General features: G+C 57.9%; 17 protein-coding genes. 6 read left to right on the top strand and 11 right to left on the bottom strand.

The window, feature by feature from the left end; genetic code table 11:
- Positions 1-56: 56 nt before the first annotated feature.
- The 3 genes from QRN85_RS09820 to QRN85_RS09810 all read left to right on the top strand — a co-directional run bounded on the left by QRN85_RS09820 (position 57) and on the right by QRN85_RS09810 (position 2,645).
- Positions 57-1,349 carry an Hsp70 family protein gene (locus QRN85_RS09820; RefSeq protein ID WP_113218070.1) on the top strand — a complete coding sequence of 431 codons (1,293 nt, stop codon included), beginning with the start codon at positions 57-59 and terminating at the stop codon, positions 1,347-1,349.
- Positions 1,350-1,394: 45 nt separating this feature from the next.
- On the top strand, positions 1,395-2,306 hold the full coding sequence (locus QRN85_RS09815) for a uracil-DNA glycosylase (protein ID WP_284757696.1): 912 nt from the start codon (positions 1,395-1,397) through the stop codon (positions 2,304-2,306).
- Between the two features lie 150 nt (positions 2,307-2,456).
- A complete protein-coding gene (locus tag QRN85_RS09810; RefSeq protein WP_062586892.1) occupies positions 2,457-2,645 on the top strand; it encodes a hypothetical protein in 189 nt (62 codons plus the stop codon).
- 369 nt (positions 2,646-3,014) lie between these two features.
- On the opposite strand, the gene QRN85_RS09805 is transcribed toward QRN85_RS09810, so the two are convergent.
- From QRN85_RS09805 to QRN85_RS09795, 3 genes are all read right to left on the bottom strand, one after another.
- A complete protein-coding gene (locus QRN85_RS09805) occupies positions 3,015-3,551 on the bottom strand; it encodes an AidA/PixA family protein (protein WP_113092421.1) in 537 nt (178 codons plus the stop codon).
- 339 nt (positions 3,552-3,890) lie between these two features.
- Positions 3,891-4,727 carry a hypothetical protein gene (locus tag QRN85_RS09800; protein WP_113092505.1) on the bottom strand — a complete coding sequence of 279 codons (837 nt, stop codon included), beginning with the start codon at positions 4,725-4,727 and terminating at the stop codon, positions 3,891-3,893.
- A 278-nt stretch (positions 4,728-5,005) separates the two neighbouring features.
- Positions 5,006-5,944: a DMT family transporter gene (locus QRN85_RS09795; RefSeq protein ID WP_284758826.1), complete on the bottom strand. Its 939-nt coding sequence runs from the start codon at positions 5,942-5,944 to the stop codon at positions 5,006-5,008.
- A 383-nt stretch (positions 5,945-6,327) separates the two neighbouring features.
- Here QRN85_RS09795 and QRN85_RS09790 point away from each other — a divergent pair, with 383 nt between their 5' ends.
- The 3 genes from QRN85_RS09790 (at position 6,328) to QRN85_RS09780 (ending at position 12,918) form a co-directional block, all read left to right on the top strand.
- A complete protein-coding gene (locus tag QRN85_RS09790; protein WP_062586889.1) occupies positions 6,328-7,437 on the top strand; it encodes a methyl-accepting chemotaxis protein in 1,110 nt (369 codons plus the stop codon).
- Between the two features lie 308 nt (positions 7,438-7,745).
- Positions 7,746-10,394: an aminopeptidase N gene (gene pepN, locus QRN85_RS09785; RefSeq protein WP_284757692.1), complete on the top strand. Its 2,649-nt coding sequence runs from the start codon at positions 7,746-7,748 to the stop codon at positions 10,392-10,394.
- 184 nt (positions 10,395-10,578) lie between these two features.
- Positions 10,579-12,918 carry a PAS domain-containing sensor histidine kinase gene (locus QRN85_RS09780; protein ID WP_062586887.1) on the top strand — a complete coding sequence of 780 codons (2,340 nt, stop codon included), beginning with the start codon at positions 10,579-10,581 and terminating at the stop codon, positions 12,916-12,918.
- A 51-nt stretch (positions 12,919-12,969) separates the two neighbouring features.
- On the opposite strand, the gene QRN85_RS09775 is transcribed toward QRN85_RS09780, so the two are convergent.
- From QRN85_RS09775 to QRN85_RS09740, 8 genes are all read right to left on the bottom strand, one after another.
- Entirely contained in the window at positions 12,970-14,088 is a 1,119-nt protein-coding gene (locus tag QRN85_RS09775) for a metallophosphoesterase (protein WP_284757689.1), read from the bottom strand.
- 158 nt (positions 14,089-14,246) lie between these two features.
- The gene (locus tag QRN85_RS09770; protein ID WP_112961184.1) at positions 14,247-14,645 is read right to left on the bottom strand and encodes a VOC family protein; all 399 of its coding nucleotides are present in this window, start codon (positions 14,643-14,645) and stop codon (positions 14,247-14,249) included.
- Positions 14,642-15,070 carry a hypothetical protein gene (locus QRN85_RS09765; protein WP_284757686.1) on the bottom strand — a complete coding sequence of 143 codons (429 nt, stop codon included), beginning with the start codon at positions 15,068-15,070 and terminating at the stop codon, positions 14,642-14,644. The genes QRN85_RS09770 and QRN85_RS09765 overlap by 4 nt, the downstream gene beginning before the upstream one ends.
- 15 nt (positions 15,071-15,085) lie before the next feature.
- A complete protein-coding gene (locus QRN85_RS09760; RefSeq protein WP_502870777.1) occupies positions 15,086-18,025 on the bottom strand; it encodes a bifunctional [glutamine synthetase] adenylyltransferase/[glutamine synthetase]-adenylyl-L-tyrosine phosphorylase in 2,940 nt (979 codons plus the stop codon).
- Between the two features lie 98 nt (positions 18,026-18,123).
- On the bottom strand, positions 18,124-19,533 hold the full coding sequence (locus tag QRN85_RS09755; RefSeq protein ID WP_062586884.1) for a sensor histidine kinase: 1,410 nt from the start codon (positions 19,531-19,533) through the stop codon (positions 18,124-18,126).
- A gap of 9 nt (positions 19,534-19,542) precedes the next feature.
- Positions 19,543-20,301, bottom strand: coding sequence for a response regulator transcription factor (locus QRN85_RS09750; RefSeq protein WP_112961176.1), 759 nt, complete (start codon positions 20,299-20,301; stop codon positions 19,543-19,545).
- 131 nt (positions 20,302-20,432) lie between these two features.
- Positions 20,433-21,995 carry a Do family serine endopeptidase gene (locus tag QRN85_RS09745; RefSeq protein ID WP_284757683.1) on the bottom strand — a complete coding sequence of 521 codons (1,563 nt, stop codon included), beginning with the start codon at positions 21,993-21,995 and terminating at the stop codon, positions 20,433-20,435.
- Positions 21,996-22,132: 137 nt separating this feature from the next.
- Entirely contained in the window at positions 22,133-22,603 is a 471-nt protein-coding gene (locus QRN85_RS09740) for a cytochrome c-type biogenesis protein (protein WP_113100629.1), read from the bottom strand.
- Positions 22,604-22,623: the final 20 nt, after the last annotated feature.

Genomic DNA, 22,623 nt, shown 5'->3' with positions numbered 1-22,623 from the left:
GGGCAGAGCGCGCCCCGGGCGCGATTCCACCTGCCCAGGAACCAAGGACCATTGCAATGTCACGGACACTCGGCCTCGATTTCGGCACGACCAATACGGTCATGGCACTCTCCGACAGCGGGACCGACAGCCACTCCATGCGCTTTACCAGCAGCGCCGGAACCGCAGACAGTATGCGCACGGCGCTCTCCTTCATGAAAGACAGCAGCTTGGGTGCCGCTGCCCTTCATGTCGAGGCGGGCCACGCCGCCATCCAGCAGTTCATCGATAATCCCGGCGACTGTCGCTTCCTGCAGTCCATCAAGACATTTGCCGCATCGCCGCTGTTTCAGGGCACGCTGGTCTTTGCCAAGCGCCAGAGCTTCGAGGACCTGATGGAAGTCTTCCTGCGCAAGCTGAAATCCTATGCGGGCGATGAGTGGCGCGATGACATTTCCACCGTCATTGCCGGTCGTCCCGTGCGCTTCGCCGGCGGCAACCCCGACGAAGCGCTGGCGCTTGCCCGTTACAACGAGGCCCTCACCCGTGCGGGCTTTCCTGAAATTCATTATGTGTATGAGCCGGTCGCTGCCGCCTATTACTTTGCCCAGAGCCTGAAAAAGGACGCCAATGTTCTGGTCGCCGATTTCGGCGGCGGAACCACCGACTACTCGCTGATCCGCTTCGAAAGCCACGCCGGAAAGCTGACTGCCACCCCCATCGGCCATTCGGGTGTCGGCGTTGCGGGCGACCATTTCGACTTCCGCATGATCGACAACCTCGTGTCACCGGAAATCGGCAAGGGCAGCAAGTTCAAAAGCTTCGACAAGGTGCTGGACGTACCCGCAGGCTACTACGTCAATTTCGGGCGCTGGAACCAGCTCTCCATCTTCAAGACCACCAAGGAGTTCTCGGATCTGAAATCGCTGGTGCGCTCAGCGCTTGAGCCGGAAAAGCTGGAAATGTTTGTCGAACTTGTCGAGCATGATGAAGGCTATCCGCTCTATCAGGCCATTTCGGCAACCAAGATGGCCCTATCCTCCCAGGAAGAAGCGGAGTTCAACTTCTCTCCGCTCGGCAAGGCTGGCAAAAAGACCGTCAAGCGCAGCGATTTCAATAGCTGGATCAGCGACGATCTCGCCAAGATCGAAGGCGCGCTCGACGAAGTGCTGGAAAAGACCCAGACCGCCCCTGACGCCATCGACAAGGTGTTCCTGACGGGTGGCACCTCTTTCGTGCCTGCCGTGCGCGAGCTTTTCACCCGGCGGTTCGATGCGGACAGGATCGAGAGCGGCGGCGAGTTGCTGTCGATTGCCCACGGCTTGGCCATGATTGGCGAAAGCGGCGATATTGAGCGCTGGACAGCGTGATATCAGGGGTTTCGCGGGACCGGCAGTTGAGGTAGTTTTCAGCCCATGATCTCGGCCCAAGACCTTTCCCCGGCAGAACTGGCGGCGCTTCTGCATTTTCATGCGGATGCGGGCGTCGACTGGCTGCTAGAAGACACGGCCATTGATCGCTTTGCGGAATTTGCAGCCTCGCGCACAGCAAGCCCGGCAGCAAGGGACGCCCGTCCGGCGCAGCAAAGGGAAAACCAGTCCTCTGCTGCAGCGAACGTCCAAGGCGGCGCATCACGTTCTTCGCAGCCTGCCCCGCAATCGGCTGCTTCACGCGCCGCCGCCTCCATGCCCGCGCCTGTACAGGCCAATGTGGCCATGCCGGACGAGCAGGCCATTGCCGCTGCCCGCTTTGCCGCAGAAACTGCCCGCTCGCTTGGCGAACTCAAGACTGCACTGGAAAGCTTCAATGGCTGCAATCTGAAGAACAGTGCGCGCCATACCATTTTTGCCGAAGGCGACCCCTCTTCTGGCATCATGGTTATCGGCCCGATGCCGGATGCCGATGACGACCGAGAAGGTACGCCCTTCGTCGGCAAGACCGGCCTTTTGCTGGACCGTATGCTGGCGGCGATTGGCCTTGAACGTGCCAACCTGCTGCTCACGAATGTCGTGCCATGGCGCCCGCCCGGCAACCGCCCGCCATCCACCCCGGAAATGGAAATCTGCCGCCCTTTCATCGAAAGACAGGTCGCTTTAGCAGAGCCGAAAGTACTGTTGCTTTTGGGCAACTTCACTGCGCGTTTTTTCTTTGGCGGCACCGGCACCATCCATACGCTGCGTGGACAGTGGCGTGATGTCGCATCTGGCAACGAAACCGTGCCCGCAATTGCCACTCTGCACCCGCAGGAGCTTTTGAACGCTCCGGCCAGTAAGTCATTGGCATGGCAGGATTTATTAGCATTCCAGAGCCGTATTCGGCAATTGTGAATGCTTCCTTTTTGATCAATGTAAATGATTTATGAAAATAGCCATGCAAATGGCGCATAACAGCGGCGCATTTGCCTTTCTTGCCGAATCCCTGCTGCACTGCAATAAGTCATCTCGTCTTGGGAGGAAAAGGTTTAAGGAACCAAGGCAATGACCACTCGCTTCCGTCCGGTACATTCCGGCTTCGAAACACTCCGGCTTGCAGGCCTAGGCCCGCGCTCCAGCCAGGGTTACCACCGTTTTGGTGTTACGAACGAACAGCTGACCGCTCGCGCGTCCACACAGCAGGTTCGGACCACACGGCCCTCGGCAGTTTTTGCGGATTTCCGCGAACGCTGATTGAAATGCCTCAAGGCCATGCCTTGACCGGCTTTTAGAGCCCGACGCTTTGCAGCGCCTTTCCCATGGAGAGGCGCTTTTGCGTTTCTGGGGCCTGAGTTTGTAATCAGCGCCGCCTTCCACCCTCCCCGGCTCCCGGCAGATTGGTCAGCTTTTCTGAGAACAAGGGCCAATTGACCCAACGGGCTCACGGACCGTAGTTCATCTCCGCTGTCGCTAGGTCACTTTCGACACTTGTTACTATTGCAAGATCTCTCGGACTGCGCGCTTCAGGCTGAAACGCCTGCCGTCACGAGCCATGTCCATTTGAACATGCTGTTCTCGCAAACGGCAGGCGAAACGCGATTGGCGTCAAACAGGACGAGACAATCAGGATGCGGTGATCGTTGGATCCCAGGCGAAGTAGCCAAGCACGGTCAGGGCACCGGCGTGGTAGTAAAGGACTTCAAACAGCACGCTGTAGTTTTCCGTGCCTGCGGAAACGATGTCAGCCGCGACGTAGAAGTCATATTGAGGCGTTACGACATAGGCATTGGTGCCCGATGGCGGCAGAGGGATACTGCCGAGCGTTGTTCCGGGAACAGGGGTCTGCGGCTGAGCGAGCTTTCCCTCGATGTCAGCGGTAACCTTGGTACCGTTGAGATAGGTGATGTTCATCAGGTTGGCGGAATAGGTGGTGTTGCCCGACTGGGAAAGCATTCGCCAATGGATGGTGTCTTCGACGTCCGCCGAAATGTTGAGGTCACCCGTTGCCTGACCGCTTTTAACATATTGGCTGGCGGCAATCATATAGGCGTAGTTGTGGCCAACCCATGTCGGATTAGCCGGATCCTTGCTGGGACTGGTCGTGTTGAGGACGAGGTTGTTAACATCCACGACGATTTCAATATCAATAACATTACTCATTCTGCGATGGCTCCTTGAGGGCAATATCAACAGGCGAGATAATTATAGGTTGTTTTTGCTTAGTCAATGCAACCTTATGTGGAAGCCAAAAAAAGGCAAGCAGTATGATTACCGGATTATTTCCAGCGCCGATCAGATCGCCCTGTTTTCTGGACTGAAAGTTTTGCGCGTCGGAAACGCTTCGGTTGCGGTGAGCGCGCAGGCTGCCTGGCATGACCGCCCGTCAGTCAGCAGCCAGATCCCACCGGCCATCTCGAAATCGTCGCGAAAAAGGATTGGCCGGCAAACGCAGGTTTGCAGCGGCCGCGTTCGGTTCAACGCGGCCGCTGCAGCATCCGGTCATGCCTGAGCGTCAAGAAATGCATCATTGACGTATTTGAACTTGATGGCCTGCCATTTGCAGTATTCGTCCAGGAAGTCGCGGGAGAACCACATGCCGCTGCGCAGGCTTTCATTATGCCAGCCCATCGTGCCCTGCTCTGCCGCCTTGTTGAGAAGGCGCTGAAGATGGGTGCGGGACATCATGAATTCGGTGGCGAGAGCGCGGGCATCGACATAGCCGATATCGATACGATCGCAATCGCCCTCGGCATCCTCTATACGGCTGATGAATTCGTCCATGACAAGCGCGCCCGCTTCCGTCCAGAGGAACAGACCGATGCGCTCGGGCGGCTCCACCCAGTTTCTGTCGAGAAGGCATTTGCGAGCGGCGCGCGGCTGTGCTTTTGCCAGCAGGTGCGGTTTTGAGAGCAACTCGAGCGCTCGCGAACCGCCATCCAGCCCATCGATCGCGGACAGGTTGGCGACATACCACATCAACATCGCCTGCTCGCTCACGGCGGTCGCCCGATATCGCCGCGGACGCACAGCCGTAGGACCGACTTTCTCGGCATAGCGATAGATTTCCAACTGGTCGAGATAGTTCTGAACCGTGTTGCGACTGGCGATGCCATTGGCTGTTACAAGTTCGCGAAACTCCGCCACTGTAAACCCGCTTGGACCGGCTTCGAGGTTCAGCGCCATGCCAGCCTGTGTAAGCATCCACTTCTGGTGAGCCGAAAGCAGGCGCGCGATGCGAGGGTTCTCATTGAAGGAAACGCGAAGATTGCGCGCAAGCTGGCGGATCGCATCCAGCAGGCGCGGATGCGCAACCAGTTCCGAATATGTAAATGTCACGACCACCCCCACAAAAATGATGGGCATGAATTTGCAGCTTGGCGACGCTTGGCCGCCCGACTATGTTGCAATTGCATACATGAACTGCGCTTCGAGCGTAGCTTTGCGCAAATTGCCATTCCGCGTTTTACCCCAAACACGATGTGCCACCCAGAAATTTGCCTTAAATACCCGTTTCCCTCCATACCACGTTCATTCAAGAATTGAATAATGGTTTGATTAAAATGAAAAAAAATCCATCGGGTTGTATTCTGGTGGTATTTTAGTCATTTTACGCGTCAACCTTGAGGGGTAGACGCCTTTTTGGCGGCTTTACGCGCAAGCCCAAGCTGATGTTCTCTGAAAATGATGAAAATTCCGGCAGAGATGACGATGGCCGTGCCGATCAACATAGTTGTCGTCGGGATGTCGCCAAACAAAATATACGATACGGCGATGCCGAACAGGATTGAGGAATACTCGAACGGCGCGATTGTCGATACTTCCGCGTGGCGATAGCTTTCGGTCAGAAAAATCTGGGCTATGCCTCCGGCAACGCCGCAGGAAATCAGCAGAATGGTTTGGTTGAGATCGAGCCACTCCCAGTCGAATGGCAGGCTGACAGCAGACAGCAACGTCCCGGTCAATGAGAAGTACAGCACAATAGTCGGTGTCTTTTCAGTCACCACCAGCTGACGGACCTGCACCATGGCCAGACCGGCCAGCACCGCCCCTAAGAGAACAGAAAGCGCGCCGATCGCCTCACCTGCAGCAAAACCGCCCTCCTGCAACAGCGTCAGTTTCGGCCACAGGATGATGACGACGCCGCTCATGCCCACCAGGACGGCAGACCAGCGGTAGACGCGAACCGACTCGCCCAGAATAAGCGACGCAAATACCACCGCCATGAGTGGAGAGGCGTAGCCTATCGCGATGAACTCCGGCAGGGGCAGCAATGTCAGCCCGTAAAATCCGCAGATCATCGAGAGGATACCGAGCAGCCCCCGCTTGAAATGTCCGAACACATTGTCGGTGTGAAAGGCGCTTCGAAGATTTCGCAGCCAGGCAAGATAGATGACAATGGGCACGATGGCGAAGATGGAGCGAAAGAAGCTGATTTCGCCCGCGGGAACATCCGGCCCCACGGCTTTGATGCAGGTCTGCATCACGAGGAAAAAGGCGACGGAAACAAGCTTGAAGCTTATGCCCCGGATGGGGTTATAGGGGGCGGCACTCATAAGAACGAACATTCAACGGTTGCGGCTGTGAACCGGTTTCATTTCCACAGGCCAAGCATGGTCCCGCGCGTCTTTTCTAATAGATAGCAGATCGAAGTCTACCCTTGAACGAACTTTCGACCTGCCCCGCCTCGTGACCCCGCTCACGCAATCATCTGCTAATCTACTGAAATGCGATAGTTTTAGGTAATTGCTTCAAATATAAGCAAGTGACGCGTTAAAAAGCGGCGCTTCTTTCCCAAAACAAAAATAAATTACAACCTATAACAACCAATTTTTAACCAAATTATATTCTAAATTCTATCATTCAATAGTTCACACAGCCCCAACCTCCCCGTATTTCCGCCAATAATCGCAAACTCCATTTCAGAATTGACGAATCCATGAACCATAATGTGCAGAGAATTGCCGAGAATGACGCTCCACCCGCAACGCCACGCACAATGCGGGTGGTCACGGACGGCATGTCGACCGATTTGCGACGGTTTAGCATGGACAACAGCCACATCGTCAAACAAATCAGGCTGCTGGCCATCAATGCATTGATCGAAGCGGCAAGAGCGGGTGAAGCAGGCAAGGGTTTCTCTGTCGTCGCGAACGAAGTTCAGCGGCTTGCGCAGATCGCCTCCGATATTTCCTCCACCTTCGAACACACCGTTCTCAGCCGCATCGGCCTCAGCCGCCAGATGGCGGAAGCGCTGGTGGAGGAGATGGAGGGTGTGCGCCTGATGGATATGGCGCAGACGCTGGTGCAGCTTATCGTCAGAAACCTGTTCGAGCGCACCGCAGACGTTCGCTGGTGGGCAACGGACACGGCGCTTTGGCAGGCGCTGGAAAGCAAGGATGATGCCGACATCGCCTTTGCCGCGGAGCGACTTGGCGTGATCAGCCGGTTCTATACGGTCTATATCGATCTTGTCATGACAGATAAGCGTGGCGTCGTGGTCGCTTCTGCCAATCCGCGATACCAGCGCAATCTTGCCGGGCGCAGCATGGCCATCGAGCCCTGGTTTGCGGCGGCCTCGCAATGCCGTAGCGGCGACGAATATGTGGTCGATCAGGTCAAAAGCAGCCCGCTGCACGACAGCAGAGATGTGCTTGTCTACGCAACCGGCATACGCCAGGGCGGCAAGACGGATGGCGCATTGCTCGGCACGCTCGGCGTCTTTTTCGATTGGCAGGAACAGGGACGCTCGATCGTCGAGAAGGAAGCCAATCTTTCGCCGTCGGTCGCGGAGCGGACCGTCGTGCTGCTCTTGGACAGCGACCTGCGTGTCATCGCCAGCAGCGATCCATCCCTGCGCTTCACGCAATACCCCCTGAAAAACCCATCGAACGCCATGCGCGGCAGCTATTATGTCGGAAATGCCATCGTCGCCTTTGCCAAGACGTTCGGTTACGAAGATTACGATGGCCTCGGATGGTACGGTGTCGTCATTCAGCAGACAGAAAATGATGAGGCTATCCGCACGAGCCTGGGCCTGAAGGGCTGAGAATGGCGGCGATGAGCGATGTAGCAGGGCGGCTTGTAATAAAATTGCTAACCAATCTACTAGTTTATCGTAATATAATCGCCTGAGGCCCCCACAACTTCAGTAATCGTTCAACATTTAATGGAAAGATGCGTTCTTGCGAGACAAATTCATTGATCCTCATTGAACCGTTTGGTCTGGCGAGGCGATACGCAGGACATCATGTCTTGTGAATTTCACATGAACGTGACTCTCTTTCAATTTTACTTTCAGGGATCATCCGGCATGAAACCTGAATCGTGGCAGACAAGGTTCATTCAGGGATAGTCATGCGAACAGACACGGGCCAGATCGTTCACCTGGCGGATTATCGCCCAACCGATTTCGTTCTCGAACGAGTTGACCTCACATTCGAACTCGATCCTGAGAATACCAAGGTCGAAGCACGGTTGATCTTTCATAGGCGCGAAGGCGCGGACAAGTCGGCCCCGCTGGTTCTGGATGGCGACGAACTGACGCTGTCTGGCCTGTTGCTGGACCAGATCGAAATGTCTACGGCGCAATATGATGCGACGCCGGACAGCCTGACGATCCGTGACCTACCGGAAGAAACGCCGTTCGAAATTTGCGTGACGAACTACATCAACCCGCAAACCAACACGCAGTTGATGGGGCTTTATCGCACAAACGGCGTCTACTGCACCCAGTGTGAGGCCGAAGGCTTCCGCCGCATCACCTATTTCCCGGATCGCCCTGACGTTCTGGCTCCCTATACCATCACCATCATTGCCGCCAAGGAAGGCAACACCTTCCTTCTGTCGAACGGCAACTTTCTCGGCGGCGGCAATTATGACGAAGGCCGTCACTTCGCCGCCTGGTTCGATCCGCATCCCAAGCCAAGCTATCTCTTTGCGCTCGTGGCTGGCGATCTGGGCCTTGTCGAAGACACCTTCACCACCATGTCGGGCCGCGATGTCGCGCTCAAGATCTATGTCGAGCATGGCAAGGAGCCGCGTGCGGCCTATGCCATGGATGCGCTCAAACGCTCGATGAAATGGGACGAGGAACGCTTCGGCCGCGAATACGACCTCGACATCTTCATGATCGTGGCCGTGTCCGATTTCAACATGGGCGCCATGGAGAACAAGGGCCTCAACGTCTTCAACGACAAATACGTCCTTGCCGATCCTGAAACCGCGACCGATACCGATTATGCCAATATCGAGCGCATCATTGCGCATGAATATTTTCATAACTGGACAGGCAACCGCATCACCTGCCGTGACTGGTTCCAGCTTTGCCTGAAGGAAGGCCTGACCGTCTATCGCGATCAGGAGTTTTCCTCCGACATGCGCTCGCGCCCGGTCAAGCGCATCGCTGATGTGCGCCATCTGAAGTCAGAGCAGTTCCCGGAAGATGGCGGTCCGCTGGCGCATCCGCCACGGCCGGATAAATACCGCGAAATCAACAACTTCTATACGACGACCGTCTATGAGAAGGGTGCCGAGATTACCGGCATGATCGCCACCATTCTGGGTGCGCAGGATTTCCGCAAGGGCATGGATCTCTATTTCGAGCGCCACGATGGTGAAGCCTCGACGGTTGAGAATTTCATCAAGTGCTTCGAGGATGCAAGCGGCCGCGATCTCAGCCAGTTCTTCCGCTGGTATGTGCAGGCCGGTACACCGCTCGTCAGCGCCTCCACCACCTATGACGCGGGCTCGTCCACCTTCACGCTGTCGCTGGAACAGACTGTTCCGGCAACGCCAGGGCAAAGTGCCAAGCAGACGCTGCACATTCCCCTCTCCCTCGCTCTCATTCTCGAAAACGGCGAGATTGCACAGCCTTCCAAGGTTGAAGGCGGCGAATACAGGGACGGCGTCGTGCATCTGACCGAGCGCAGCCAGACCTTTACCTTCTCCGGCATTTCATCGCGCCCCGTCCTCTCGCTCAACCGCAGTTTCTCGGCTCCCATCAACCTGCACCTCGAGCAATCGGCGCAGGACATGGTGCAGATCGCGCGCCATGATACCGATCTGTTCTCGCGTTGGCAGGCATTGGCGACATTGGCCATGCCAAATCTCGTCAAGGCGACGGACGCGGTTCGAAACGGCAATGACGTCGAATTCGATCCGGCCTTCATCGCAACGCTGATTGAAATTGCGGCGGATGACAGTCTGGAGCCCGCCTTCCGCGCCCAGGCCCTGTCGCTTCCAAGCGAAGCTGATGTTGCCCGCGAAATTGGCGGCAACAACGATCCGGAAGCCATTCACAAGGCCCGTAACGCCGCGATGACGGCAATTGCCAAGGCAGGTATTGAAACCTTCCAGAGGCTGTTCACCAGCTTTGAAGACAAGGGTGCCTATTCGCCGGATGCACAGAGCGCCGGTCGCCGGTCGCTGCGCAACATTGCCATGAGCTATCTGTCCTTTGCGGAACAGACGCCGGAGCGCGCCTCGGCGGCCTTCTCCGCAGCCAGCAACATGACCGATCTTGCCCATGCTCTCAGCGTGCTGACGCAGCGTTTCCCGAATGCTCGCGAAACCGAAGAGGCGCTTTCCAGCTTCGAAAGCCGTTTTGCAGACAATGCACTCGTGCTGGACAAGTGGCTGTCAATTCAGGCGGCAATTCCAGGCAGCGATGCGCTGGCCCGGATCAAGGCATTGATCGGCTCCAAGCACTTCATCGGCACCAATCCGAACCGCGTTCGCTCGCTCATCGGCACATTCGCATTCGGCAATCCGACCGGTTTCAACCGTGCAGATGGGGAAGCCTATCGCTTCCTGGCGGAGCAGATTGTCACAATCGACAAGCGCAACCCCCAGCTTGCTGCGCGCATCCTCACATCCATGCGCTCATGGCGGTCGCTGGAGCCTGTTCGGGCCGATCACGCCCGCGCGGCATTGACCACAATCGAGCGGTCTCCTGCCCTCTCGACAGACGTTCGCGACATCGTCGAACGCGTGCTAAAGGCTTGACGTTACGTCAGTTTGGCGACTTTCGTGAAGGTCGCCAAACCTGTCCCAAAAAAATACGGAGTCGGTTCAAAGGGTTAAAATTCTTTTAACCTCAAGCTCTGGACAAGCCGAATCAGCTTTGATTCACTGGTGTCAGATTCGAGCGGCGGCGCTTCGAATTAACGAGGGACATCAAGGCGGGATAATGACGGACGTGCGGCGGGCGACTGCGGGCGATGAGCGCTCGTATGCCAAATTTGTTGATGTTGCTGCATGGGGCGAGAAGCTTGCTGGGACTCTGATGGCGTTCGCCTCAGCTTTCAGAAGCGGTCTGCAGATTCCACAACTGGAGACGCTGCTCAAGCGCCTCATTCCAATTCTCATTCTGGCTTTTCTCATTGTCGTCGCGGCTTCGCGGATGCTTGGCATCGTCGCCGAGTCCGGGCGCATGGAGGAATCGGCGCGGCAGGCCACGGCGCTTTCTGCCCTGGCTGCCAAGGCATCCTTCAACGGTGCCGAAAGCCTCTTTGCCCTGCAGGATCGTGCTGCGGCAGAAGCGCGTCTGCGCCGGTCCTTCCCGGCGGGCAGCCTCGATGACGACACCCTGCTTCTGGTGGCAGGCATCGATGGCCGCATTTTCGGCGGGCTCGGCAATGATGCCGCAATCTATCTCGGCACATCGCTCACCAATCTTCTTCCCGAAATTGCCATTGTCCGCCGGTTCCCCGGTGCGCCGGGCACCATCGAAACCGACATCGAAGGCACCCCGCACTACGCCACCATGCTGCCACTCGGCACCGAAGGCGGCATGATCATCGCGGCACGGTCGCTGCAGCCAATACGAAGCTTCTGGCGCAGTGAAGTTGCGCTGAACGTGACCTTGTTCACCGGCATTTCCGCAATCCTGCTGGTCATTCTGTATGCCTATTATATGCAGGTAAAGCGCGCGCGCACGGCTGACGAAATCTTCCTTGAATCCAATCTGCGCGTTGAAACGGCACTGTCACGCGGTCGTTGCGGCCTCTGGGATTTCGATCTTTCGACCCGCCGCATGTTCTGGTCCACATCGCTGTATGAAATTCTCGGGCTGCCTCCCAGAACGGAGCCCCTCTCCTTCAGCGACGCCGCCCGCATGATGCATTCGGAAGACGGCAATCTCTATGAACTCGCCCGCTCCGTCGGCTGCGGTGACCTGCGCCAGATCGACCAGATCTTCCGTATGCGCCATGCCCATGGTCACTACGTCTGGCTGCGCGCCCGTGCTCAGGTCATCCACACATCCAATGGCCCGCGCGTCATCGGGATCGCGATGGACGTTACCGAGCAGCATCGTCTGGCGCAGCGCTATGCGGAAGCCGATCAGCGGCTTGCAGACGCGATTGAAAGCACATCGGAAGCCTTCGTGCTGTGGGACAAGAACGACCGTCTGGTCATGTGCAATGCTCACTTCCAGCAGGCTTACGGATTGCCCGATAGTGTGCTGGTAGCAGGCACGGAACGCTCCGTCGTCAATGCCGCAGCCTGCCGTCCTGTGGTCGAGCGGCGCGTGGCCGATCCGGATCAGTCCGGGCTGTCTCGCACAACGGAAGTGCAGCTTGCCGACGCCCGCTGGCTCCAGATCAACGAAAGACGCACCCGTGATGGCGGCCTCGTATCCGTCGGCACCAACATTACCCTTCTGAAACGCCATGAGGAGCGACTGCGCGATTCCGAAAAGCGGCTGATGGCAACGATCGGTGACCTGTCTGCATCGCGTCACAAGCTGGAGCGCCAGAAGACCGAGCTTTCTGCGGCCAACGCCAACTATCAGGCAGAAAAGGAACGGGCAGAAGCAGCCAATACTGCCAAATCGGAATTCCTGGCCAATATGAGCCATGAACTTCGCACACCGCTCAATGCCATCCTCGGCTTTTCGGAAATCCTGCTGGCTGAGATGTTCGGCCCTGTCGGCTCTCCCAAATACAGCGAATACGCCCGCGATATTCATGACAGCGGCAAGCACCTGCTCAACGTCATCAACGACATTCTCGACATGTCAAAGATTGAAGCCGGCCACATGCGCATCAATCGCGAGAAGGTCGATCTTGCGCCGCTGGTGGAGGAAACCCTTCGCCTTACCGCCATCCAGGCCGCGCAGAAGAACATCTCCATCCAGAAGCGTGTCTGCGACGATATGCACATGGCGGTAGACCGTCGTGCCATGAAGCAGATCATGCTCAATCTTCTGTCGAATGCTGTGAAGTTTACCGGAACGGGCGGGCGCGTCGAATTGCGTACCCATGTTCATGAAAAAGGACTGATGCTGACCATTGCAGATACCGGCATCGGCATCCCTTCGACCGCTATCAACAAGATCGGACAGCCCTTCGAGCAGGTTCAGAGCCAGTATGCAAAGAGCCAGGGTGGTTCGGGTCTTGGTCTCGCCATCTCCCGCTCGCTCATCAAGCTGCATGGTGGCACGATGAAAATCCGCTCCTGCGAGGGCAAGGGCACGGTCGTCGCCCTGATGATCCCTCACGCGGAAACCACGGCTGGCTGCGCCTGAGAGTAATCGAAACGACGCGCCCCTTATGAAAAAGGGGCGCGCCATTGTTTGTCAGGGTGCTCTGCGAAGCGTAATGCGCGTCAACTCTGAAGGTACCCCCAGGCGCAGCGCAAAGCCCGGCCATAGTGCGGTGCCATTGTTCACATAGAGCAGCATTCCATCCACCTTGTAGAAGCCCGAGACGTAGCCGTTGTTGGCGCGTGCCACCAGCCTGTCCAGACCCCAGACCATACCGCCATGGGTGTGACCGGATAGCTGGAGCGCAATACCCTTTTGCGCGTTGCGCTCAGCCATCATCGGTTGGTGGTCAAGAAGAATGACGGGTGCTCCGGCTGGCGCGCCACTGATGGCGGCGGCAAGGTCAGGCGCAGGAAACGCGGTTCTCGTGGAAGACAGGTCGGTCACACCCGCAATGACAAGCTTCTCGCCACCCCGATCAATGACTGTGTGGCTGTTTGCCAAGGTGGTCATGTTCAAGCCCTGATAATAGGCCATCCACTCTTCGTAGCCGAAGAAATACTCATGGTTTCCCGGAATGGTGAAGACACCGTCCCGCGCTTTCAACTTCGCCAAAGGTGCGATGTCTGACGTCCGCGCCTCAACGCTGCCGTCAATGAGATCGCCTGTGACGACGATGAGATCGGCGTTGAGCGCGTTGGTGCGAGCAACGACCTCATTTGACCAGGAACTGTCAAACAATCTGCTGATGTGCAGATCCGTCAATTGCACCATCTGATAGCCCTCGAAGGCGGGCGGCAGGCCAGGTATCGCGACATCGATGTCCTTGAGCGGCGGAACGCGAATTGCCTGGCTGACGGCAAAACCTGCAAGACCAAGCGCTGCCAGCCCCATTGCATAGCGCAATCCCACCGGCACCGCAGGAAAATGTCCCTTGAACGGCATCAGCAGCAGGGAGACGATATCGAGCGCGATCTGCATCAACGCCAGCAGCAGGATCGTTCCCATCAGCACATTAAAGACGATGACGAGCGGTCGAAGAAACTCCGGCGAAAACACCGATCCAGACGAAATGCGGTTGACCAGATGATACTGCGACGCGACCAGAAGGATTATGGCGATGACGGCCTTGACGGAAAACAGCCAGGGCAGCGGCTGGAGAAATCTGAGGACGACAACCAGCCAGGGAATTCCGAATATGAGATGAAACATGAATGGGCCTTTATGTTTATTGTCTCTACGCACGCACCGCGCTAACGGATCAATCCGCCAACGGCAGGATTGATCCGAGCTTTCTTGGAAACGTTTGTGGAGAGGTAGGTCAGCCACAGATATGCGCAGACCCTAGGGGCGAACAGCTGTGATCGTTTTCAGATCTTCTTGTTTATATCATAGCATACAAAGGCAATCTTGTTGCCGTCGGGGTCGCGAACATAGGCCGCGTAGAAACCCTCGCCATAGTGGGGGCGCAGACCCGGGGCACCTTCATCCACACCCCCATTTTCCACCGCAATACTGTGCAGCCTGTCGATCAATTCCGAACCCGTGATCAGAAACGCCGTCATGGTGCCGTTCCCAACACCCGCCTTTCCGCCATCGAAGGGATAGCCTGTGGCAAACCGGGGCGCATTTGCATCTGTCTTGTCGCCCCAGAAAGCCACCTGCTCATCTTTGTAGCATTGCTTCATCCCCATTTCGGCAAACATGGGGTCATAAAACCGGATTGCCCGTGCGAGATCGGTTGTCCCGACCATGGTGTATCCAATCATTGATCTGTCTCCGTGCTGGACGAACCCTTAAATCTTTTGGCAGCAATAGCCTCTTCGATACCAGGAGCGAGGTGGTCGTGAAACCATGACATCAGCCGACGACTGTTTTCTGCCGCTGGCGCGTTCTCTGCGCCAGCGCCGATTAGTTCTGCGGCGGCGTGCGCCATCGCAACCAAAATACGAGCTGTCTCGGGTACGTAAGCAAGATCGACGTTGTTATCGTGTCGGCTGCGAATAATCCCGTAGCGCAGATTTTCCGAGGCAGTCCACCCGCTTGTAAGGAAGTCCTGCACGCTGACGTTATGTCCATTCATCTTGATCACAGCATCTCGATCCGCTTCCGAATACTGCGCTGCCTCAACCCTCTCGCACGTGTCGATTGCTGCATCCATCATGCCCCTGATGAGGCCCCAGTCAGTTTTCAATCATCGCCTCCCGGTTTACCCACCATCCTTGACCACCGCGGAAAATGCCTTACGAACCGTTTTTGACAGGCGTTTTACCTCGCCTTCCAGCGTGCTGATGTCGGGGCAATCGCCGGCGCGGCAGACGAGGTCGATCAGGCCGGCTGGTGCTTCCCTCGGTTCGAAGTCGCTGTCGATACACAGACGGATGATCTGCGACAGTTCGGTGAAGAGATTGAGTGCGGCCATGCAGTCGTCATAGGTCTGCGGCTCCATCGCACCTGCTGCCACACGCTTCCAGACATCCGCCGTGCTTTCACCGGCGACATGCGGCGGAAGCCCCTTTGCAGGTGCAACCAGCGTCAGATATTGGGCGACGAATTCCAGATCGACGAGACCGCCGGGGATCAGCTTGAAATCCCAGATATTGGCTGGCGGCTTTTCCTCGCCGATCAGCTTGCGCATCTCCGCCACGTCGGTCGAGATTTTTGCCACGTCCCGCTTCTGGGCAAGAACATCTGCGATGATGCGCTCGGCGTCCTTGATCAGCGAAGCCTCGCCGCAGATCAGCCTTGCGCGGGAAAGCGCCAGATGTTCCCAGGTCCACGCGTCTTCGCGCTGATACTTCTCGAAGGTCGAGATGCGTGTCGCCACCGGACCCTTGTTGCCGGAGGGGCGAAGGCGCATGTCCACTTCGTAGAGCACGCCCTCGGCGGTTGGTGCTGAAAGAGCGGAAATCAGCCGCTGCGTGATGCGCGTGTAATATCTTAACGCGTCGAGCGGCTTTGCTCCGTCGGATTCGCTCGCCGCATCATCATAGTCATAGAGAACGATCAGATCGACATCGGAGCCCGCCGTCAGCTCGAACGAACCGAGCTTTCCCATGCCCACGACGGCAACGCGGCCACCGGGATATTTCCCGTGGGCTGCTTCCATTTCCGCCAGAACCGCATTGACTGCGGCCTCGATGACGAGGTCCGCAAGGTGCGTGAAGGCTCGGGCGGCCACCTCCCCTCGGATGGCGCCGGTCAACAGCCGTACGCCGATCAGGAAACGTTGTTCGGCAGCGAAGATCCGCAAGCGGTCGAGAATGTCCTCATAGTGTCGTGCCGGGCTGAGGAAACCGTGCATCCGCTGGGACAGATAGTCTCGCGTCGGAATTTCCGTCATGAGGGCCGGATCAAGCATACCGTCGAAGACATGCGGACGCGCGGCGATAATGTCAGCCAGACGTGGCGCCGACGACATGATCGTGACCAGCAGCGAAAGCAAAAGCGGATTGTTGCCCAGAAGCGAGAAAAGCTGGATGCCGGCGGGCAGACCGGACAGAAAATTATCGAAGCGCAACAGCGCCTCATCGGCCCGCTTGCTTTCGCCGAATGCCTTGAGAAGATCGGGCGTCAGTTCGGTCAGCCGCTCCCGTGCCTCGGCGGATTGCGTTGCCCGGTAGCGCCCGTTGTGCCATGTGCGGATGACGCCCGACATGGATTCGGGCCTTTCGAAGCCAAGCCGCGCCAACGTCTTTAGCGTATCGGGATCGTCTTTCTGGCCGGTAAAGACCAGATTTCCACTCTCGCCGGACAGCTTCGTCTCCTGCTCGAACAGTGCTGAATATTTGCGCTCCACAAGGCGCAGCACCTCTTCCAGCTTTTCGGAAAATGCCTTGGTGTCGGCAAAGCCCAGCATGAAGGCGATGCGCTTCAGTTCCGCCTCGGTATCGGGCAGAATATGCGTCTGCTCGTCGCGCACCATCTGGATGCGATGTTCAACCTCACGCAAAAACCAGTAGGCTTCCGTCAGCTTGTCGCGGGTGCTGGCATCGATCCACTTGGCCTCCGTCAGCGCCGCCAATGCCTCCTGGGTGGAGCGCACCCGAAGCGGCGCCATGCGCCCGCCAGCTATCAACTGCTGCGTCTGCGCAAAAAACTCGATCTCGCGAATACCGCCACGCCCAAGCTTGACGTTGTGCCCCTTCACTGCAATGGCACCATGGCCTTTGTGGGCGTGGATCTGTCGCTTGATGGAGTGGATATCGGCGATCGCCGCATAGTCGAGATATTTGCGGAAGACGAAGGGTGTGAGTTCGCGCAGGAAGTTGTTGCCTGCCTTGATGTCACCTGCCACCGGTCGCGCCTTGATATAGGCGGCTCGCTCCCAATTCTGGCCCCTGCCTTCATAATAGGTCAGGGCTGCTTCGACGGGGATGGCAAGGGGCGTCGAACCGGGGTCGGGACGCAGGCGCAGGTCGGTGCGGAACACGTAGCCATCGGCGGTGCGCTCCTGCATGATGCGGATCAGCTTTCTCATCGTGCGCCCGAAGGTTTCCAGCGCATCCAGAGGATCGGCCACGATTTCTGCAGATGGCTCGAAGAACACGACAGCATCGATATCGGATGAGTAATTCAGCTCCTGAGCACCGAGTTTGCCCATGCCAAGCACGATGAGGCCGGAGCCTTCGCTGGGCGTTTCCATGGATTTTAGCGTCAGCTTTCCGCTCTGGTGGCTGGAGACCAGCAGGTGGTCGATTGCCGCGGCGAGACTGGCATCGGCCATGTCACTCAGCCAACGGGTTGTGTCGCGCGCCACGAATATCCGCCCCAGATCGGCCAGCGCGGCAATGAAGGACAGTCGTCGCTTGGCGGTCCTCAGACGCGTCATCACCTCTGCCTCGGATGGATAAGAGCCCCCATCGTCCGGGCGCCAGCTGTCGCGCGCGTCCTTCACCAGGGCGGAGAGCGTTTCGTCAATCGGGCGAGAGATTGCCAGCGTCAGCAGCCCCTCATCGGCGACAGCTGAATCCCGCAAATAGGGAGACAGCGTGAAGGCCTGGGCTATGAAATCCTTCAACGGTCTTTCGCTGGCAAGAAGATCAGCAACGGCAGGTTCGTTCCTCCCTATGTCCTTCAAGGTGGAGAGAACGGATTTCAGTTCCGTCTGGGTAAAGGCGCGGATTACGCCCGGCTGAACCTGGTCCAGTTGTCTTTCGGCAGTCGTTGCCTCGTTCACCGTCTCTCTCCCTATACGCTGAATGCTTTTTCCTCACGGAATCAGCCTCATTGTTTTTGGGTACGACCTTACGGTGTAGAGATCGGAAAAACCATCGAAACAGTCAGCCCCGGGGCTTCGCTGTTGTCGGGGTTGGTGTCTGAAAGGCGCAGAGAACCGCCATGCAGTTCCATCACCGCTTCCACCAGCGAAAGGCCAAGCCCCGTGCCGGGCTTGGAACGACTTTCATCCAGCCGGACAAAACGCTTGATGACCTCCGCACGCTTGTCCGCCGGTATGCCCGGCCCGTCATCCGCCACAGACAAGACGATGCTGCCATCCTGCCGGGCAAGCCGCACGGCAAGCGTCTTGCCGCCGCCGTGGCCGTCGGCATATTTGATGGCGTTATCGATGAGATTGGTCAGCGCCTGGCCGATCAGTTCGCGGTTGCCCTGCACGATCAGGCCGGGGGTGATATCCGCGGTCAGCGTCAGACCCTCTTCATCGGCCACCGGTTCGTAAAGCTCGGCACTGTCTTCGGCAATTGCCGACACATCAACATCAGTCATCTCGGCGGCGATGGAGCCTGCTTCGACGCGGGAGATCATCAGCAAGGCGTTGAAGGTGCGGATCAGCTGGTCCGATTCGGCGATAATGCCCTCGAGTGCGGCACGGCGCTTGTTCTCGTCACGGTCCTCCAGCGCGTCCGCTGCCTTGTTGCGCAGGCGCGTCAGCGGGGTCTTGAGGTCATGGGCAATATTGTCGGAAACCTGCCGCAATCCCTCATTCAGCTTCTCGATACGCCCCAGCATGGCGTTGAGCGAACCAGAGAGCCGGTCGAATTCATCGCCGGAGCGCCCTTGCGGCAGGCGCTGCGAGAGGTCGCCCGCCATGATCTTCTTTGTCGCATCAGACATGCGGTCGATCCGCTTGAGCGCATTACGGCCGATGGCAAACCAGATCAGGACAGCACCGCTGCCCATGATGGCAAGTGCCACCATCAAGGCGTTTCGCACCAGCAAACGGAATTTCGTCGGCTCGCCCAGATCGCGACCGACCAGAATTCGCAGGCCATTGTCGAGGACGAAAATATTTGCGGTGGCCAAGTGTTTGACGCTGTCGCCATTTTCCGAATACCGCTCGTAGCGGAAGGGAAACTCGGTCCAGCCCTCATTATCGAACACACCGGGCTGCACGGAGGCCACGTTGCCCGCTAAAATCTCGCCATTCGGCCCGGCAATCACATAAAGACTTGCACCCGGCTGGCGGGCGCGGCGTTCCATCATCCGCAAAAGCGGGTTGATGCCGCCGCGATTGTAAACGCGCTGCACATCGTTCACTTCCTGCTGCACGGCGTCGCGCGTCTGCTGGTTCAGCAAACCTTCGGAAAGAGCGGTAACGTAGAACACCAGAAATGCAGCGCAGAGCGCAAACAGCAGGATGTAAAGCGCCGAAAGGCGCACCGCTGTCGAGCCGAACAGAAGACGCAGACGTGCCATGAGGCGGAGTTACCCCTCATCCTTCATCATGTAGCCCGCACCACGAATGGTTTTCAGCAAGGGCTTGTCGAAGTCCTTCTCGATCTTGGAGCGAAGGCGCGACACATGCACATCGATCACATTGGTCTGCGGGTCAAAATGATAGTCCCAAACATTTTCGAGAAGCATGGTGCGCGTCACCACCTGCCCGGCATTCTTCATCAGATATTCCAGAAGTCGAAACTCGCGTGGCTGCAGCAATATTTCCTTGCCGCCACGGCGCACGTCATGTGAAAGCCGATCCAGCTCCAGATCTCCAACGCGGTAGATCATGTCCTGCTCGGGCTTGCCTTTGCGGCGGCCCAGCACTTCGATACGGGCCAGCAATTCGCTGAAGGCATAGGGCTTGGGAAGATAGTCGTCGCCGCCCGCCCGCAGTCCGGTCACGCGGTCATCCACCTGGCCCAGCGCAGACAGGATGAGAACCGGCGTCTCGATCCCGCGCCTGCGCAATTCGCTGATGACGGAAAGCCCATCGCGACGGGGCAACATGCGGTCAATGACCATCACGTCATAGGCATTTTCGACGCCCATGAACAGGCCGCTTTCGCCATCGCTGGCGTGGTCGGCCACAATGCCCGCTTCCCGGAATGCCTTGGTCATATAGGCGGCGGCTTCCAGATCGTCTTCGATAACAAGAATCTTCATGTGCGGGACAATAGCGTTCTCCGCGTCAACCACACAACCGGAAACAGATGCGCAAACCGGTTCCTTTGCCTTGTTTTCCATGGTGTTTCTCCGAAGATGGTGAAGGGGCGTAGCCGTCGTCATCGCAACAGCCGCAACGGGACGGCACTGGTCCGCATCGCATATGGAGAAAGGCGGGAAGAGGTCTGGCCCCTTCCCGCCTCCAGAACCTATCAGCCCTGGTCGATATCCAGAGCGATGAAGCGGCTGCCATCCTCCGTCTGGATCTGGAACAGCGCCTTGGAGCGACCGTCCTTCTTGGCCTGTTCGAGGATCTTCTCGACATCGGCAGCAGAGGCGACCTGCTGGTTGTTGACCGAGGTGATCCGCTCACCGACCTTGAGGCCACGTGCCGCAGCATCCGAGTCAGGGTCGACATCGGTTACCGAAAGACCGGCGCCGTCTTCAGCGGGTGCAACCGAAAGCCCGAGGCTCGACAGCACCTTTTCGCTGGATGACTGACCGCCACGGTCGTCATTCTGCGTTGCCGTCGCCTTGGAGGCATCGTCACTGGCGAGGTCGCCCAGCGTCACGGTGACAGACTGAGACTTGCCGGATCGCCACAGCGAAAGCTCGACCTTGCTGTTTGGCGCAAGCGAACCGATGCGGCGCGAAAGATCGCGGGCATCCTTGATCGGGTCGCCGTTCAGCGCGGTGATGATGTCACCCTGCTTGATACCGGCCTTGTCGCCCGGAGAGCCTGCCTGCGGGGCAACCACCAGCGCGCCGCTGGCTTCGGAAAGACCAAGCGACTCGGCAATATCCTTGCTGACGGGCTGGATCTGCACACCGAGCCAGCCGCGCTCGACCTTGCCGTCCTTGATCAGATCCTGCACCACATCCTTGGCAACGGAAGCAGGGATCGCAAAGGCGATGCCGACATTGCCGCCGGATGGCGAGAAGATCGCAGTGTTGATGCCGATGACTTCGCCGTTGAGGTTGAAGGCCGGACCACCCGAGTTGCCACGGTTTACCGCAGCATCGATCTGCAGGTAGTCATCGTACGGGCCGGAGCCGATATCGCGACCACGGGCAGAAATGATGCCTGATGTCACCGTACCGCCAAGGCCGAAGGGGTTGCCCACGGCCACGACCCAGTCACCGACGCGGATCTTGCTGTCATCAGCAAACTGCACATAGGTGAACTTGCGGTTCACATCCACCTTCAGCACGGCAAGATCGGTGCGGCGGTCACGGCCAACCAGTTTGGCGTCCAGCTCCGTGCCGTCGTTCATCACGACCGTATAGGCAGAACCGTCATCGACGACGTGATTGTTGGTAACGATATAGCCGTCTTCAGAGATGAAGAAGCCTGAGCCCTGAGCGGTTGGGCGCAATGGGCCCTTGCCGTCGCGGTGGCGGTTCGGGCCACGGTCGGCGCGCTTGTCCTCACCGGCACCCGGTCCGCCAAACTCCTTGAAGAAGCGCTTGAGCGGATGATCGTCAGGCAGCTGGTCGAGGCCACGTCCGCCGAAGTTGAACGAGAAGTTGCTGTTGTCATCGGAAGCGGGCTGCACGTTGGACTGTACGCGCACCGAAACAACGGCAGGAGAAACAGCATCGACCACATTGGCAAAGCTTGGCACCTGTGGCGCGGTCACTTCAACCGGCGCTGCAAAAGAATGAGCGATCGGGCCTGCCACACCGGTCGTCAGCATCAGGGCCGCAAGGCCACCAACGGCGGAAGACTTGAGGATGGTCTTCAACGAGGAACGTCCGTTTTGTGAATTAGACATGGAATTTACCTTCTTTCTTCATTCAGACTGTAGCCCCGTTCATCCGGGGAAGCGGCGTATGAGAAGAGATATAGGTGGCTTCACCTTACAGCGAAGTGTCTGGCGAATGAAAAATCAGTAATGTTAGTTAAACCGCCTTAGGGCTTTTCAAGAAGATCGCGAATGCGCGCCTCTTCGTCCGGCGTCAGCGCCTTGCCTTCCGGAAGAGCCACCCTGCGCCGCGCAAAAACAAAAACAGCCGCAGCCCCGATCAGGATCAGCGCCACGGGCGCACCCCACAGTGCAAGCGTTCTCATGCTGAAACGCGGCTTCAGCAGAACGAATTCGCCGTAGCGGGAAACCACGTAATCGATAACTGCCTCATCGCTGTCGCCCTGCGTCAATCGCTCGCGCACCAGCACGCGCAGATCCCGCGCCAGCTCGGCATTGCTGTCGTCGATGGACTGGTTCTGGCACACCATGCAGCGCAACTGCACGGTCAGCGCCCGTGCGCGTGCTTCCAGTGCAGGGTCGGATAGAACTTCGTCGGGGTTGAACGCCGCCGCAGGCAATACGGTCAGCAACAGCCCGAGAACGAGCGCGATTTGTCCAAGGCATCGGCGCAACATGGCGGTGGAGCGCCATGGGG

This window comes from Agrobacterium sp. fls2-241-TYG-188a, assembly GCF_030209845.1.
This window is presented reverse-complemented; position numbering and strand designations above follow the sequence as displayed.